The 16,011-nt window shown below is 43.7% G+C and carries 14 protein-coding genes and 1 pseudogene; 9 read left to right on the top strand and 6 right to left on the bottom strand.

What is annotated here, in order from left to right; genetic code table 11:
- Positions 1-63: 63 nt before the first annotated feature.
- Genes EMP01_RS04445 through EMP01_RS04435 form a run of 3 tightly spaced genes read left to right on the top strand, consistent with a single transcriptional unit; the run spans position 64 to position 2,756 of the window.
- Entirely contained in the window at positions 64-1,236 is a 1,173-nt protein-coding gene (locus EMP01_RS04445; RefSeq protein ID WP_129020267.1) for a T9SS type A sorting domain-containing protein, read from the top strand.
- Between the two features lie 18 nt (positions 1,237-1,254).
- Entirely contained in the window at positions 1,255-1,995 is a 741-nt protein-coding gene (locus EMP01_RS04440; RefSeq protein WP_129020266.1) for a 2-phosphosulfolactate phosphatase, read from the top strand.
- Positions 1,992-2,756 (top strand): exodeoxyribonuclease III, encoded by a 765-nt coding sequence (locus tag EMP01_RS04435; protein ID WP_129020265.1) that lies wholly within the window; start codon positions 1,992-1,994, stop codon positions 2,754-2,756. Before EMP01_RS04440 ends, EMP01_RS04435 begins: the two co-directional genes overlap by 4 nt.
- Before the next feature lie 86 nt (positions 2,757-2,842).
- Here EMP01_RS04435 and EMP01_RS04430 read toward each other — a convergent pair whose 3' ends face one another.
- The 4 genes from EMP01_RS04430 to EMP01_RS04415 form a co-directional block, all read right to left on the bottom strand.
- Positions 2,843-3,211, bottom strand: coding sequence for a glycoside hydrolase family protein (locus EMP01_RS04430; protein ID WP_129020264.1), 369 nt, complete (start codon positions 3,209-3,211; stop codon positions 2,843-2,845).
- Positions 3,212-3,398: 187 nt separating this feature from the next.
- Positions 3,399-5,744, bottom strand: a complete 2,346-nt coding sequence (locus EMP01_RS04425) for an efflux RND transporter permease subunit (protein WP_129020263.1) — start codon at positions 5,742-5,744, stop codon at positions 3,399-3,401.
- Between the two features lie 121 nt (positions 5,745-5,865).
- Positions 5,866-6,417, bottom strand: coding sequence for a translation initiation factor IF-3 (gene infC / locus EMP01_RS04420; protein ID WP_129020262.1), 552 nt, complete (start codon positions 6,415-6,417; stop codon positions 5,866-5,868).
- 144 nt (positions 6,418-6,561) lie between these two features.
- A complete protein-coding gene (locus EMP01_RS04415) occupies positions 6,562-7,335 on the bottom strand; it encodes an enoyl-CoA hydratase/isomerase family protein (protein WP_129020261.1) in 774 nt (257 codons plus the stop codon).
- Between the two features lie 111 nt (positions 7,336-7,446).
- Between EMP01_RS04415 and rocD the strand changes: the two genes are divergently transcribed.
- Positions 7,447-8,679 carry an ornithine--oxo-acid transaminase gene (gene rocD, locus EMP01_RS04410; protein ID WP_129020260.1) on the top strand — a complete coding sequence of 411 codons (1,233 nt, stop codon included), beginning with the start codon at positions 7,447-7,449 and terminating at the stop codon, positions 8,677-8,679.
- Positions 8,680-8,737: 58 nt separating this feature from the next.
- On the opposite strand, the pseudogene arfB reads toward rocD, so the two are convergent.
- Positions 8,738-9,127: pseudogene (gene arfB / locus EMP01_RS04405) on the bottom strand (alternative ribosome rescue aminoacyl-tRNA hydrolase ArfB); the annotation flags it as partial.
- Between the two features lie 89 nt (positions 9,128-9,216).
- Between arfB and EMP01_RS04400 the strand changes: the two are divergent.
- Genes EMP01_RS04400 through ung form a run of 5 tightly spaced genes read left to right on the top strand, consistent with a single transcriptional unit; the run spans position 9,217 to position 13,859 of the window.
- Positions 9,217-9,678 (top strand): hypothetical protein, encoded by a 462-nt coding sequence (locus tag EMP01_RS04400; protein WP_129020258.1) that lies wholly within the window; start codon positions 9,217-9,219, stop codon positions 9,676-9,678.
- A gap of 7 nt (positions 9,679-9,685) precedes the next feature.
- Entirely contained in the window at positions 9,686-10,450 is a 765-nt protein-coding gene (gene mazG / locus EMP01_RS04395) for a nucleoside triphosphate pyrophosphohydrolase (RefSeq protein WP_129020257.1), read from the top strand.
- 59 nt (positions 10,451-10,509) lie between these two features.
- Positions 10,510-11,391, top strand: a complete 882-nt coding sequence (locus tag EMP01_RS04390; protein WP_129020256.1) for a hypothetical protein — start codon at positions 10,510-10,512, stop codon at positions 11,389-11,391.
- 54 nt (positions 11,392-11,445) lie between these two features.
- A complete protein-coding gene (gene recJ / locus EMP01_RS04385; protein WP_129020255.1) occupies positions 11,446-13,173 on the top strand; it encodes a single-stranded-DNA-specific exonuclease RecJ in 1,728 nt (575 codons plus the stop codon).
- Positions 13,174-13,184: 11 nt separating this feature from the next.
- Entirely contained in the window at positions 13,185-13,859 is a 675-nt protein-coding gene (gene ung, locus EMP01_RS04380; protein WP_129020254.1) for a uracil-DNA glycosylase, read from the top strand.
- Between the two features lie 73 nt (positions 13,860-13,932).
- Here ung and EMP01_RS04375 read toward each other — a convergent pair whose 3' ends face one another.
- On the bottom strand, positions 13,933-15,951 hold the full coding sequence (locus EMP01_RS04375) for a peptide-N-glycosidase F-related protein (RefSeq protein WP_129020253.1): 2,019 nt from the start codon (positions 15,949-15,951) through the stop codon (positions 13,933-13,935).
- Positions 15,952-16,011: the final 60 nt, after the last annotated feature.

Genomic DNA, 16,011 nt, shown 5'->3' with positions numbered 1-16,011 from the left:
CAATTTTCTTTAATAATATTGTATTTTTAACGCCCGACCTTAACCTGCATTGAAAATTTACTTATGAAAAAGAATACTGTTTTAACCGCATTGCTGATGGCAATGTCTTTTCTTGCCGGTTATAGCCAGCAATGGGATACCGCACATATTACCGCCGGCAATAGCCAGCGGCAGTATAAAACATATCACCACCAGTCGGGTCAGCAACAGATGAAAGTTGTGCTGATGCTGCATGGCCTGGGCGGCAGCATGAATGATGTGGACCTTACTTCATGGAAGGCAATTGCAGATACTGCCAACATGCTGTTGGTATCGCCTCAGGCACTGGATTATACCGTGCCGCTTGCGGGTAATATTGGAGCATGCTGGAACAGCGGCATCGTGCTGGAAAATACCCCTTTGGGAACCCTCACGCTCAACCCCGATGTCGATGATGCCGGATTTCTGAAATCCCTGATCGACACGGTTAAGAGCCGTTTTAGTGTGGATGGAGATAAGATTTATGTTTGTGGTTTTTCCAACGGAGGATTTATGACACAGCGCCTTATCTGCGAAGCTCCGGGACAGTTTCGGGCAGCAGCCTCTGCTTCCGGCACCAGAGCCCTGGCAATACAGAACTGCGCTGGCAAAACGATACCTATGGCGCATTTTCACGGCACAGACGATGGGGTGGTTACCTGGCAGGGTGTATTTAACTCCGGCATTATTACGGCACAAGCAGGTATTTCTGTCGATAGCCTGATGCATTACTGGCAGAACCGTCACCAATCGGTTTATGTTGATTCCATTAATTTCGGAAGTGCAGCAGATCCGGTATGGATGACCCATTATCGCTATGCGCATAACGGGCGTGAGCGCACCGCTTTATATAAAATACATAATGGTACCCATAGCTGGTATAATTATGCCAATACAAATAACAAATTCGATATGGCACTGGAAATGTGGAAATTCTTCCTGAACCAGGATGATGCTTCACTCAGCATTACAGCACATAAAGAAATACAGTTCAGCATATACCCCAATCCTTCAGGAGATCAGTTGTATATCAGCACAGACCAGAAAGACTGGAAGCAGTACCGTATTACCGATTTTATGGGCCGTACCCTGCAGCAGGCAGCGTTTCATAATGCAGTTATAGATATCGCAACCTTAGCAGCAGGAAGCTATTTCCTTACCTTAACCAATGAAAATGGACTGAACTATAGCACCCGTTTCATCAAAAAACCTTCGTAAAAAGCAGCATATATATACATGACAGTTAAGAAAAATCTGGAAGTTTGTTTTTCCCCGGCTTTGTTACATCTATATGATACAAAAGGGAAAGTTGTAGTGATTATTGATATCTTCAGGGCTACCTCTACAATTACCGCCGCACTGGCCAATGGAGCGGAGAAAGTAGTACCTGTAGCAACTGTAGAAGAGTGTATTGCACTGGGTGCATGCACACCGAATAGTATAACAGCAGGTGAGCGCAATGGCCAGGTAGCTCCTGGATTGCAATACGGCAATTCTCCTCTGGAATATCCGGAAGAATTTATTTCCGGTAAAATCCTGAACCTTACCACTACAAACGGTACCCGCTTGCTGCACCAGGTAGAGGATGCAGATACAATCATTATCGGGTCCTTCCTGAACCTGAGCGCTGTTTGTGACTTCCTTATTGCACAGGACAAAGACGTGCTGTTGGGTTGTGCTTCGTGGAAAGATCGTCCTAATATGGAAGACAATCTTTTTGCAGGCGCAGTGGTTCGTAAAGTCCAGTCTTACTTTGATATCAAATGCGATAGTGCAATGATTGCCGGGTCTATGTATGATGATGCGTTGCGTCGCCCTGATCTATTGTCTTATCTGAAAGTTGGTTCTCACTATGAGCGTTTAGCCAATTTCGGATTGCTGAAAGACCTGGAATACTGTACACAGGTAGATATACATCCTGTGGTTCCGATTCTTAAAAATAATGCCTTAGTTTTAGAAAAAGTTACGACTATATGAAAATCATATCATACAATGTAAATGGCCTGCGTAGCGCCATGAGTAAGGGTTTGGTAGAATGGCTGAAAGAGGAAAATCCTGATATTATCTGTTTTCAGGAGATCAAGGCACATAAAGAAAATGTAGACTACAAGCAGTTTGAAGACTTGGGTTATGAAACCTACTGGTATCCTGCACAGAAAAAAGGGTACAGTGGTGTGGCCGTGTTTTCTAAAGTGAAACCGGATGATGTTACCTATGGCAGCGGCTTTGAGCAGAGCGATATGGAAGGCCGTGCCCTCACGCTAACCTTCGGGCGCACCAAGGTTATCTCAGCATACTTCCCGTCGGGTACCTCCGGCGATGAACGCCAGGCCTATAAATACCAATGGCTGGAAGAGTTTTTCGGGTATATAGATGAACTCAAAAAGCAGGATTTTTCTGTGATTGTTTGTGGCGATTATAATATCTGTCATAAACCAATCGACATCCATAACCCGGTAAGCAATAAGAATAGTTCTGGTTATTTACCAGAGGAGCGCGCCTGGATGGATAAATGGTTTGGTAATGGCCTGATCGACACCTTCCGCCTGCATAACCAGGATCCGCACCACTACAGCTGGTGGAGTTACCGTGCTAATGCCCGTGCCAATAATAAGGGCTGGCGTATTGATTATATCAGCGTAACAGAAGACCTGCAGGCAAGGGTTAAACATGCAGCTATTCTGCCGGAAGCAAAGCACAGCGATCACTGTCCGGTAATGGCTGAGATTGAGATGTAAATAGAAAACTAAATCAGTTTTATATAAAAGTAAAAAGGCTGCTCCATGAGCAGCCTTTTTACTTTTAAGAGGTATTATAACAAACATTAATTGATCAGCATGGTAATATCTCCTGAAGCATTAGGAGACCAGAAAACAGTGAATGGATTACCGCTGTTACAGGCAACACCAGTTGCACTGGATCCTGATGATGCGCCCGGCCCAACATTTACTTGCTGGCCAGTCCACGGACCGGAAGGAGATGTAGCGCCATTGACTACTTTAGCACTGGTATAAGGTCCGCCGGAGCCACTGGTATATACAGCACCCATCGTTCCCGGGCCAATAAATATGTAACCGCCCTGGGTACTGATGCCGTAGAAGCATGGTGTGAAATTGTAAATCGTAAGGGTGTTAGCGATTGCATTGGTCATGAATGCCAGCATCACCATAAGAGAGAGGAGTACTTTTTTCATAAAATTGTTTTTGTTTGATGAATGATACCGTAAATATAAATAATAATTCTCTTAATTGATAAATAATGAATGTTATTTTATAATAAATTGCAATATGTCATACTGCTCTTATGGAATCATATATTTATGCGCGATAGCCCCTGACATGAATTCTGTCAGGGGCTATCGTACAATAGTAAATTGTGGATTATTTTTTCTTCTTATCCATAACCAGCAGCAGTGCCGGCAGTAAGGTCAGATTGAAAACCATTGCCAGGAACAGGGTCAGGGAAGTAAGATAGCCCAATGCCTGCGTACCTCCGAACTCAGATACGGCAAATACGCCAAATCCGACAACAAGGATGATGCTGGTATAAATAATACTCAGACCGGTATCCTTAATCGTATACCGCACCGTTTCTGCAATAGAACCATGCTTGGGTAATTCCTGTTTATAATTGACCAGGAATCGTATGGTAACATCGACCGTAATACCCAGTGCAACACTAAATACCAGTACGGTAGATGGTTTTAACGGAATATTCAGCCAACCCATTACCCCTGCGGTAATCATGAGTGGAACAATGTTGGTAATAAGGGCCATAAGTACAATCCTGCCAGAGCGGAAGAGTATAATGATGCATACCAGGATCATGCCGAAAGCCCATAGCAGACTCTCCTGCAGGCTGTTGATGATAAAGTTACTTCCTTCAAGGTAGATGATGCTTGCACCGGTAATATGCACATTATATTGCTCTTTGTCAAACAGGCTATCTATAACCGGCTTGATTCGGGTATCAATCAGTTTTGGCATTGCTACCGAACCAATATCGGCCACGTTTACACTCACCCGGATTGTTTGCGCATTACTGTCGATAAAAGAATACAACATCTTATTCAACTGATCGCCGGTTTGCTGCATACTATCAGTACCTTCATTATGTTTTTTCTGCTTATTGAAAGTACTTAACAACTGAGGTCTGATACCACTGAATTCTGTAGCACCCGGCAATGAATAGTTTTCAGGACCACCACCAGCAAAGCCTTGTTTGACAAATTTTACCCCCTTAATCAAGGTAATGCCCCCACCGATTTCCGGCTGAGCCTCCAGGAAATTAGTCAATGCATCCACTTTCTCCCAGGTTTCCAGAGAAGTCAGGGCACCATATTTCTTTTTGGTATCGATACTGATATCCAGTGGCATAATGCCTTTAAAATTCTTCTCAAAGAATTTGAGATCGGTAAGAATAACATCTTTAGATGGCAGGTCATCTACCATATGTCCTACAGACTTAAGACGGAATATACCCGCCAGTCCGGCAACACACAATATAATGGTGGTTGTAAATAAGATGGTCTTATGGTGAAATACCCAGTTCGTGACCTTATTCAGGATACCATTCATCCATCGGCTTTCTGTATACTTAGTTTGTTTGGTATGTGGCGCAGGCAAGAAGCTGAATATAGCCGGAATCAGTATCAGGGATACAAAGAAAAGGGCCATAATATTCAGTCCGGCTACCAGTCCGAATTCTTTCAGTACTACGCTGTCTGTAAGCGCAAATACCCCGAAGCCAATAGCTGCTGTAAGGTTTGTAAACAGGGTTACAATACCCATCTTGCCCACCATATTACGCAGCGCAGTGATTTTATTACCACTTATATTATATTCAGTATGGTATTTATTCAGGAAGTAGATACAGTTCGGTATGCCAATCACCACAACCAGTGGCGGAATAACTCCTGTAAGTATAGATATTTTATATCCGAAAAGGGCTAATGTACCAAATGACCAGATAACCCCTATAGATACAATGATCATAGATACCAGCATAGCCGTAAAGGAACGGAAAATGATCAGCAGGATCAGGGCAGTCAGCCCCAGAGATAAAGCCAGGAAGAGGTTCAGCTCTTTTTTGATCTTCTCCGCCATCTGAGTACGAATAAAAGGCAGGCCGCTGTAGTGTACATCTGTTTGCTGCTTTACATGAAAGTCATCTCCCAGTTTTACGATATCATTAATAATGCGGATGCGTTCTTTAGTACCCAGGTCCTGCTTATTGATGGTCACCATCATCAGGTAGGCGTTGGTCTCTTTATTGTACAGCAATCCGTTATAGATCGGCAGATTGTCAAATACCACCTTACTACTGTCATATCGCTGAGTGTGGTCTTTTTTGAAAATAGGTACAGCACTGAGTTTACCCGCGCTGTCTTTGCCCAGCATTACGGCATCACCTATAGAGAGGACTCCTTCTACAGAAGGCACTTTTTTAATGTCTTCGACCAGTTTAAGATAGGCCTTGAACATTTCGGGTTCAAAAAGTTTATCGGTTTGTACACCCAGTACAATGGAGTTACCGTTGTTGCCAAACTTATCCTGGAATTCTTTGTAGACTTTGTATTTGGGATTGGAGGTAGGTATAGCTCCTGTAGAGTCATAGCTCATCCGCACGGTAGTCATATAATAACCCATTACCCCGGTAATGGCCAGTATTATTATAATTAATAATACCCTGAAGCGCAGCACGAAGTCTGCAATTTTTTGCCACATAATTAATTATTCTGTACAGTTTAATTAAAAAGTAGGCCAGCTCGAGAACGAGCTAGCCCTATAAACCCTATCACCATGAAAACTTGTTAATACCGGTTATACAAACCGGCTGGAAAGATGCTTACTTCTTTTTCTTAGGAGTAAACATAGCCAGCATTCTGCGGCCTTCCATTTTCGGCATCGACTCTAAGGAACCATATTCGGCTAACTTCTCTGCGAATTTCAGCAGCAATAGTTGACCACGATCCTGGAATAGAATTGATCTACCTTTAAATTGTACAAAACACTTCACTTTATCCCCATCTTGCAGGAATTTCTGAGCATGCTTTAATTTAAACTCAAAGTCATGATCATCCGTATTGGGAGTGAATCTGATTTCTTTAACCTCAGATTGTTTTGCTTTTGCTTTTTGTTCTTTTTCTTTCTTTTTCCTTTCGTAAAGAAACTTATTATAATCAACTAAGCGACAAACGGGAGGTTCCGCATTCGGCGATATTTCTACTAAGTCTACTTCAAGCTGTTCGGCCAGTTTACGGGCGTCTTCGATTGACATTACACCACCTTCAATATTCTCACCCACAACGCGTACCTGTGGGGCCTTGATCATATTGTTTATCTTGTGTTCCGGTTCTCTTGATCTATTTGGAATTTGCGGTTTCCCTCTTCTCTGCATTAATTGAAATTAGTATAAAATTATGTATTAGTATACAAAGATATTGAAAAAAATAAAAAAATATATATATCAATAACTTTTTATAGTGAAAATCACATTAATATAACATTTAAATGACGAATTTTCACATTGTCTTTAGTTTTTTTATGCTTTTGCTTTAAAAGCACTGATCGCATTTACTGCGAAATCGCTTAATACCAGTCGGCCGCTGATTGCTGCACGGCTGGCCAGCAGCTCGTCCCAGTGATCTGTGCCCTGCCATATTACAGCTTTCAAATCTTTCATTGCTTCAGGACTAGACTTGGATAAAGTATTGGCCAGTGTCTGAATCGCTTCATCCATTTCTGCAACCGTTTCGTGTACCGATGCATACAGACCTTTTTCTCTGGCCCAGCTGCAGGTTCTCCAATTCGTAGCATCAATAGATAATTCGGCAAAAGCAGATAAGCCCACTTTACGTTCTACAGCAGGTCCAACCACAAATGGTCCGATACCTACTGCCAGTTCACTCAGCTTAATGCCGGCACCTTTCAGTGCAATAGCATAATCAGCAGCAGAGGCAAGGCCTACACCACCACCTACAGCTTTACCCTGGATACGGGCTATAATAAACTTAGGACATTTGCGCATAGCATTAATAACCATAGCAAAACCGCTGAAAAAACGGTGCCCGTCTTCTTTGTTTGTAATCGAAATCAATTCATCAAAAGAGGCTCCGGCACAGAAAGCTTTTTCTCCCGCGCTGGTTAAAATGATCACTTTTACAGCATCATTATTACCCAACTCAGTCACTGTATCGGCTAACTTACGCAGAATCGCTCCTGGCAGGCTATTGCTCATAGGGTGTTGAAACTCAATAGTTGCAATACCGTTTTCTGCGATGGACTGGGAAACGTATCCTTCTTTATTTTCAATCATGTTTAATTACAATTTCAGGGCAAAGATAGTCATTAGCACGAGATATGGCGTTAAAAATTGCAGATAAGGCCAATTTTTTGCTACGGATTAAATTATTTACTTTCGCATTATATGGAAAATACGGTTTTACTGAGCGATGTTACACGCTCGTATATAGAGCAGGAAGAGCAATATGGAGCCCATAACTATCATCCGTTACCCGTTGTGCTGAACAAGGGTGAGGGTGTATTTGTATGGGATGTTGATGATAAACGCTACTACGATTTCCTGAGTGGTTATTCCGCTGTGAACCAGGGGCATTGCCATCCAAAAATTATAAAAGCACTGTGCGATCAGGCGCAGGTACTCACACTTACTTCAAGAGCATTTCACAGTAATCTTTTAGGTACTTATTCAGAATATATCACCAAACTATTCGGCTATGATAAAGTATTGCCGATGAATAGTGGGGTAGAAGCCGTAGAGACGGCGCTGAAACTGGCCAGAAGATGGGCATATGTAAAGAAAGGCGTACCACAGAATGAAGCAGTAATCATTACCGCTAAAGATAATTTCCACGGACGCACGCTGAATGTGATCTCCTTCAGTACAGATCCTACCGCTAAAGATAACTTCGGACCGTTTATGCCGGGCTATAATGTAGTGAACTACAACGATCTGGCAGCGCTGGATCAGGCCCTGCAAAATAAAAATGTTGCCGCCTTCCTGGTAGAACCTATACAGGGAGAGGCAGGTGTATTTGTGCCAGACGAGGGCTACCTGGCTAAGGCATATGACATGTGTAAAGCAGCCAACGTATTATTTATCGGAGATGAGATCCAGACTGGTCTGGCCCGTACCGGTAAAATGCTGGCCTGTGATCATGAAAATGTACGCCCCGATATCCTTATACTTGGTAAAGCATTATCTGGCGGTACATTACCGATCTCTGCCGTGCTGGCTGATGATGAGATTATGCTGAACATCAAACCGGGAGAACACGGTTCTACATACGGGGGCAATCCACTGGCCTGTAAAGTAGCTATGGCTGCACTGGATGTATTGCAGGATGAAAAGCTGGCGGAAAATGCCCAGACACTGGGTGAATATTTCCGGACTGCACTCCGAGACCTGAACAATCCTTATGTTGCGGAAGTAAGAGGTAAAGGCTTACTGAATGCAATTGTGATCCGTCATGAAGACAAAGATGCAGCCTGGAACTTGTGCCTGGCGCTGAAAGAGAGAGGATTGCTGGCCAAACCGACACATGGCGATAAAATCCGCTTTGCACCACCACTGGTCATTACCAAAGAACAGATAGATGAATGTGTTGCCATTATTAAGGATTCTTTAGAACAACTATAATCATTACAAACCTGATATATAAAAAGCGCGGCTTCAGAGAAGCCGCGCTTTTTATATCTTACCAGTCTTTCCGGCGGTTTTGTTTGCGTTCGGCATGTTGCTTCTTCTGGTCCAGTCTATTTTCCACTTTAGCTTTAGACGGTTTGGTGGCAATACGCTTTTTCTGTTTTATCAGGGATTTGCGTACCGATTGCAACATCTTTTTAGTTGCCAGTTCCTTATTTTCTAGCTGCGAGCGGTTTTCAGATGCTCTAACGATAAGTATACCTTCTCCGTTAATCTGGTTTGCCAGCGCCAGAAATATGAGCGCCTTGTCTTCTTCACTGAAAGCCTTGCTTTCAAGGATGCTCCAACGGGCTTCCACCATAGTTTCTACCTTATTTACATTCTGGCCACCTTTGCCTCCGCTTCTTGCTGTTTTATATTTTATTTCCGGGCTGAAATCAATCATATTGCAAAATTACGAATAATAGTGGGTACACAGACTAATGTGGAACAATCAGCTTATTTTTGCAGGGCATCTCAAAATATTCCTCTATGAAAAGCAATCTCTTTTACTGGTATTGCACGCTTCTGTGTCTGGTTTTACTGGCTTCCTGCAGAACCGGAAAACACGCAGCAAAGCCTTTGCCGGTTGTAGAAGCCCCACCGGAGCCGGTTGCGCGCCAATTTGCCTGTTCGTTTAAGCCAGGTGTTTTTGAGGGCAATGTACCCTGCTTCGGATACGATTGTTATGATAGTAATTTGTTACGCCTTACCCGTATTCAGTTCAGAGAGAATGAAAGTGTAGAGAAGACTTTGGGCGAGGGCGAAAACCGTTTGCAGTATACAGGCCACTGGAAAATTGAAGGGGACTGCCTCATAACCGTTACCTACCCGGAAGTGAACAGGATAGAATATTATCGTTTTGAGCAGGGTCATCTTATCCGGCTAAGTGCAGCAAAAGCTGCGTTCAGCGGTATTTTTAAAGACAAATATACTTTACAGAGAAAAAATTAAGCAATATATGAGCTACCATAATTCACTGGAGCGCCTGATCAGTATAATGGATGACCTGCGGGAGCAATGCCCCTGGGATAAAAAACAGACCATTCATACCCTGCGTACACAGACTATAGAAGAGCTGTACGAACTGGCAGATGCGATTACAGAAGAGGATTGGAAAGGAATTAAAGAAGAGCTGGGTGATCTGCTGCTGCATATTGTGTTTTACAGTAAGATAGGCCAGGAGCAAAACCAATTCACCTTAAGTGATGTGATCGAGGGAGTTGCGAACAAACTGGTATTTCGCCACCCGCATATATACGCCCATGTACAGGTAGAGGATGAAGAGGAAGTGAAGAAAAACTGGGAGCAGCTGAAGCTGAAAGAGGGTAAGCGCTCCGTAATGAGTGGTGTTCCGCAATCGCTGCCCGCAGTGGTAAAGGCAACCCGCTTGCAGGATAAGGCTAAGCAGGTAGGATTTGAATGGGAGCTTGCAGATGATGTATGGGATAAGGTACAGGAAGAATTAGGCGAGCTTAAAGAAGCCTTGACCGTAGGCACGAAAGCAGAGCAGGAAGCAGAGTTCGGCGATGTGTTGTTCTCTCTGATCAATTATGGTCGCTTCCTGGGTATCGATGCCGAAACGGCCCTGGAAAAGACCAATAAAAAATTCAAATCACGTTTTGAGCAGATGGAAGACCTGGCTAAAAGTAAAGCACTTGACTTTACTGCATTGAACCTTGCAGAGAAGGATGCCCTGTGGAATGAGGTGAAAAAATCGGAATAAAGGGAAAAAAAGTGTATTTTTAGCTTCATCCGTATTGAAAGTGATAGAAATTTGTTGATATGAAAAAATTATTACTCCTGTTGTTATGCTGCGTTCCTGCAGGAATGACATCGGTTTTTGCCCAGAAATTATCTGCCGACCAGTTAAAGGCATTCCAGAAAACGGAAGATTCCCTTATTGTTTCGGCCGATTCTATGTACCGGGCTTATATGTACGAAGACCGTATTGAATACTGCCATAAGTTTGTAAAGCAGCTTGGTGCCTTGCTGAAACAGGAAAATGCCTATGCATTTCCATTCGAACGCCTGGGCAAGAAAATTCATATCATCAGTCCGGACGACAAGAGTTTTCGCATTTTTAACTGGACCATTGAATATAAACTGGCTGGCTTCCGCTATTACGGAGCCGTTCAGAAAGCAGACGGACAATTATACCCGCTGCTGGATATGTCAGAAAAGATTGAAGGCAATGCCCTTTACGGACCGCTTTCCAATAAAAACTGGTTCGGTGTAGAATATTACCGCATTCTGACACAGAAAGCAGCGAATGGCAGTCCTCTATATTTTATATTAGGTTCCAATCAGAACGGAAATGGGTTTAGTACAAAAACAGTTGACGTACTGAATATCGAAGGTAATAAAATCACATTTGGCGGAGATTACTTCCGCGTAAATAATATGCCCAGTAAAAGATTTGTGCTGGAGTACCAGAAAGGTGCACAGGTATCTCTGAACTGGGATAATGAAAAAGGAATGATCATATATGATCGCGTAATATCAGAAGTAAACCAGCCGCAGCGCCGCAATACATTGGTGCCTTCGGGAATGGTAGACGGACTGAAATGGGTCAACTTTCAATGGCAACCGGTACAGGATGTGGTGCCTATAATGAAGCTTAAAGACGGACAGGCTCCGGTAAACGGGGTAATACCCGGACAGTAACCGCTGCACCGCCAGCTTCATTAACCTGATACACCACCGTAAACCCGAACCATTATGCGATTAGAAAAGAGATGGACCTTTAAGCCGACAGATGAGCCATTAGCACAGAATATTCAGAAAGACCTGAACATCAGTTTATCATTATGCCGCTTGCTGGCCCAGAGAAGTATCCGTGATTTTGCTTCGGCTAAGCACTTCTTCAGGCCACAGCTGGAGCACCTGCATGATCCGTTCCTCATGAAAGGAATGCAGGATGCAATAACACATATCGATCAAACCATAAGGGAAGGAAAGAAAATCATGATCTTCGGAGATTATGATGTGGATGGTACTACGGCCGTAGCTGTGGTATACGACTTTCTGCGTGGCAATGCTCCTGACCTGTCCAAAGAGCAGCTCTGCTATTATATACCGCATCGCTATAATGAGGGGTATGGATTATCTACTAAAGCTATTGATGAATGCGCTGCACAGGGCATCTCACTGATCATTACCCTCGATTGCGGTATTAAGTCAGTAGAGAAAATAGCCTATGCCAGAGAAAAAGGTATTGGGGTTATTGTATGTGATCACCATTTACCCGAAGAAGGACATCTGCCGGAGGCCATAGCCATCCTTAATCCTAAACAATCCGATTGCCCTTATCCGTTCAAAGAACTAAGTGGATGTGGGATAGGTTTCAAACTGATCAGCGGCCTGGCTATGTTCTGGCAACTGGATATGTCGCTGGTATATAATTACCTTGACCTGGTCGCAACTTCTATAGCCGCAGATATTGTACCCATCAATGGAGAAAACCGTATCCTGGCATACTTCGGGGTGGAGAAAGTAAACCTTAATCCATGTCTGGCTATACAAGTGATCCGGGAATTGGTAGATACTAAAAAAGTACTCAAGGTCTCCGATCTGGTCTTTGTCATCGCTCCCCGCATCAATGCTGCCGGCAGAATGGATGACGGCAATAAAGCAGTTGCCCTCTTTATTGAAAAGGATTATGCCACTGCACAGAAAATGGCGGCTCAGCTGCATGAGGATAACAGTGACCGCAGACTGGTCGATAAAAGTATTTCGGATGAGGCATTGCTGATTCTGCAGGAAGATCTGGGTTATAAAGACAATTACAGCACAGTACTTTTCCGTCCGCACTGGCATAAAGGAGTAGTCGGTATTGTGGCCTCCAGACTGGTAGATTACTATTACAAACCTACTATCGTACTTACCGAATCCAATAATAAGATTACCGGCTCGGCCCGCTCGGTTACCGGCTTTAATATACACGATGCCATTGCATCCTGCAGCGATTTGCTGGAGAATTATGGCGGACACTACTTTGCCGCCGGACTGACGATGAGCAAGGAAAATTTCGAACCCTTCCGGCAACGATTTGAAGATATAGTGCGTCAAACCATTTCTACAGAATCCCGCTGCCCGGAAATACTGATCGACACTGAACTGGAGCTGTCGCAGGTCAATTATAAACTCTTCAATATTTTGCAGCAGTTTGAGCCATTCGGACCCGATAATCTGCGACCGGTATTTTTTTCCAGAGGGGTGACTAACTTCAGGCAATCCTGCAAGATTGTGAAAGATCAGCACATCAAATTTCTAATAAGCCAGAACGGTGCACAACCGATTAGTGGTATAGGATTTAACCTTGCTTATAAATTTGACCTGATCAACAGCAACAAGCCTTTTGATATTGTATATACCATCGATGAAAACGAATGGAACAATGAAACATCGCTACAATTAAAAGTACTGGACATCAGAGCCTCGGCCTAAACTAAAGACCTATGGATGTACAAATAGAAACCAGCTGGAAGCACCAGCTGAAAGAAGAATTTGAGAAACCTTATTTTAAACAGATCGTAGACCGCATCAAATACGATCGTGAACAGGGTATAACCCTGTATCCAGCAGGACAGGATATATTCCGTGCCTTTGAGCTTTGCCCATTTGATAAAGTAGAAGTAGTATTGCTTGGCCAGGATCCTTATCACGGACCGGGTCAGGCTCATGGCCTTTGCTTCTCGGTACGCCCTGGCGTAAAGCCACCGCCTTCCCTTGCCAATATTTACAAGGAGCTGGTCACTGACATTCCGGGTTTCCAGATACCCAATCATGGCTTTCTGGAGTCCTGGGCCAAAGAAGGTGTGCTGATGCTCAATACCAGTCTTACGGTGCAAGCCAGTCTGGCCAATTCACACAGCAAGATCGGTTGGGAAAACTTTACCAATGCGATTATTGAAAAAGTATCACAGGAAAAAGAAAACATCGTCTTCATACTTTGGGGCGGAAATGCCCGCTCCAAGAAAGGACTGATTGATACGACAAAGCACTGTATCATAGAATCGGCGCACCCTTCACCCCTTTCAGCCTACAACGGATTCTTCGGTTCCAGACCATTCAGCAAGACCAATGCTTACTTGCAGGCACATGGCAAAAAGCCAATCGAGTGGCAGGTATAATAGCAATAAGATTTTTAATAAATAAACGGGCCGCAGTGATTACTGCGGCCCGTTTATTTATTAAAAATACTGATTAGTGTTTTATAGAAACTTTTTCTACACGGCTTCCTTTATCAGAGCTGTAGGTTAACGTATAAATACCTGAAGGGAATACTTCCGTATTCAGTGTGAAGTCATTGCCTTTCATCTCTGCAGTATATACCGCCTGACCAATAGCATTGGTTAACGTCACGGTACCTTTCTGTATAGACAAACCGTCTACACGGATGTGCAGTACATCCATAGTAGGATTAGGATACATGTTCAGGTTGATGTCATTCTCCACTTTCAATACACTGGTAGAACCGGTTACGGTAAAGTACTGGGTAAATCCATTGCCTGTCCAGCCCTCCAGGTTGCCCTGGTAAGCAGAAGTTTGGCCATCACGGTTTTTATCCAGTGTAATTCTTTGGTTTGTACCCAGGTTTCTTACAATGAAGCTACCGGCAGTACTGATCAGGTAAGGGTTTCTCAGACCTGCACCCAGTGTGCTGCAATCCAGCTCCAGTCTGTAACAACCGTTTGCCAGGTGTACTGTATCATTATAAGTAGTGATATTTGCAATACCATTTCTGGAAGCCACTACATTGCCAGTAGCGATATCAACAATTTTCCAGTCCGTACGGTTTTGCTGACCTGAAACGGCTCCGGAAGTTTTCAACTGGATAGAGAAGTTACCGCCAGTCCACTCAGGAGAAGGAATAAATTCAGATTTCAGTTGGTTATTATCCGGATTCTCGTCAGTAGCATTATTGACCATTAATACTTTTACCACAAAAACGCTGTTTGGCGCTGCAGTCTGCAGAGAAGCCAGGGAAGGCAGGTTTACTTCTGCGCTGGCATTGGCTGCTAGGCTGGTGGTATAGGTATAAGTACTCATCGTGCCACCTTCAACACCGTATTCAAATTTAATGCTGGTTGCAGTTTCAGACCCGTAGTTTTTTACAACGATTTTAGGAGAACCACAGATAGGATTGTTTCTGTATTCGTTTGCATCTGTGGTAGGGCTGATGATGTGCTCTACGCCCACATCTTTCTGACGGTTGTAATCACCGTAGAAAATAATAGCAGAAGATAATTTATACCATGCACCAGGATTACTGGTTGTACCCACGTTGGTATATGGCTGGAAGTCCAGGTCTACCGTAAACGGAGCTGATAAAGCCGATACCGGAACGGATTGCAAGTAAGGCTCTACATGCTCGCCAGGGCACCAGTTAGCACGGTCATAAACCCATGTACCTGACTGCGGATAGGCCTGGTTAGAACCACAACTTGGTTTCCAGATCGATTTTTGCTCTACATTCTGGTTGTTCACCATCAGGCGGTACCATTTGGAACAGAACTCAGAACAGTAAGCCTGGTTACCGAATCCGTGACCGGACATAATAGTGCGTACGGTAGCAGCAGTAGTACCTGCAGGAGCAGTCAGCGTTCTTTTTACAATTTGAGAGTCGATAGAAACGGCTTCACCATAAGAGAAGCCAGAGCCAGGAGACTGCCATAAAGATTGTACACCCAGTACCTCGCGCGGAGGAGTACCTTCAATGAAAGAAAATTTGGTTGTGCCGGTAAATCCACCAGACCAGCCTGCATAGAAAATACGGATGGTAGCACCGTTTTTCAGGATAGGGTACAGATCTGTAATATCATAACGGTAATTTCTTTTCCATGTCCATGGGAACATAGGAAGGGTAGTATTGGCATATGGAGTAATCACCTCGCCCAGCTCAAGCGTATCGCCGGCAGCAGTCATTACGATAATGTGCAGGTCATAATCCCAGTCAGAACACCATCCGCTTTTGCCGGTACCTTCACCCGCTGTAGCCGGGTTATAGCTACCACCACAGTTATACTTACCTAAGGTAAAATCCATAATGATCTTCTGGTAAGAGAGCGAACCGTTAGGGAAGGTAATGGTCGTATCATAATTGGTGTACGTCTGCAGCTGTTTTTCATTGTGCGCTTGTACCACCGTAGTGTCGCCTGTTGCAGCATGGGCAGAAATACCTAAGCCTGCAATAGCGAGCAGATTACATAAAATTTTTTTCATGTTGCTCAAAAATGTAAATGAATAAGGACATAAAATTAATAAATTTTAACGGTAGTTTAT

This window comes from Edaphocola flava (assembly GCF_004118155.1).
GTDB lineage: Bacteria > Bacteroidota > Bacteroidia > Chitinophagales > Chitinophagaceae > Edaphocola > Edaphocola flava.
The sequence above is the reverse complement of the archived record's forward strand: the minus strand, read 5'-3'. Positions and strand labels throughout refer to the sequence as shown.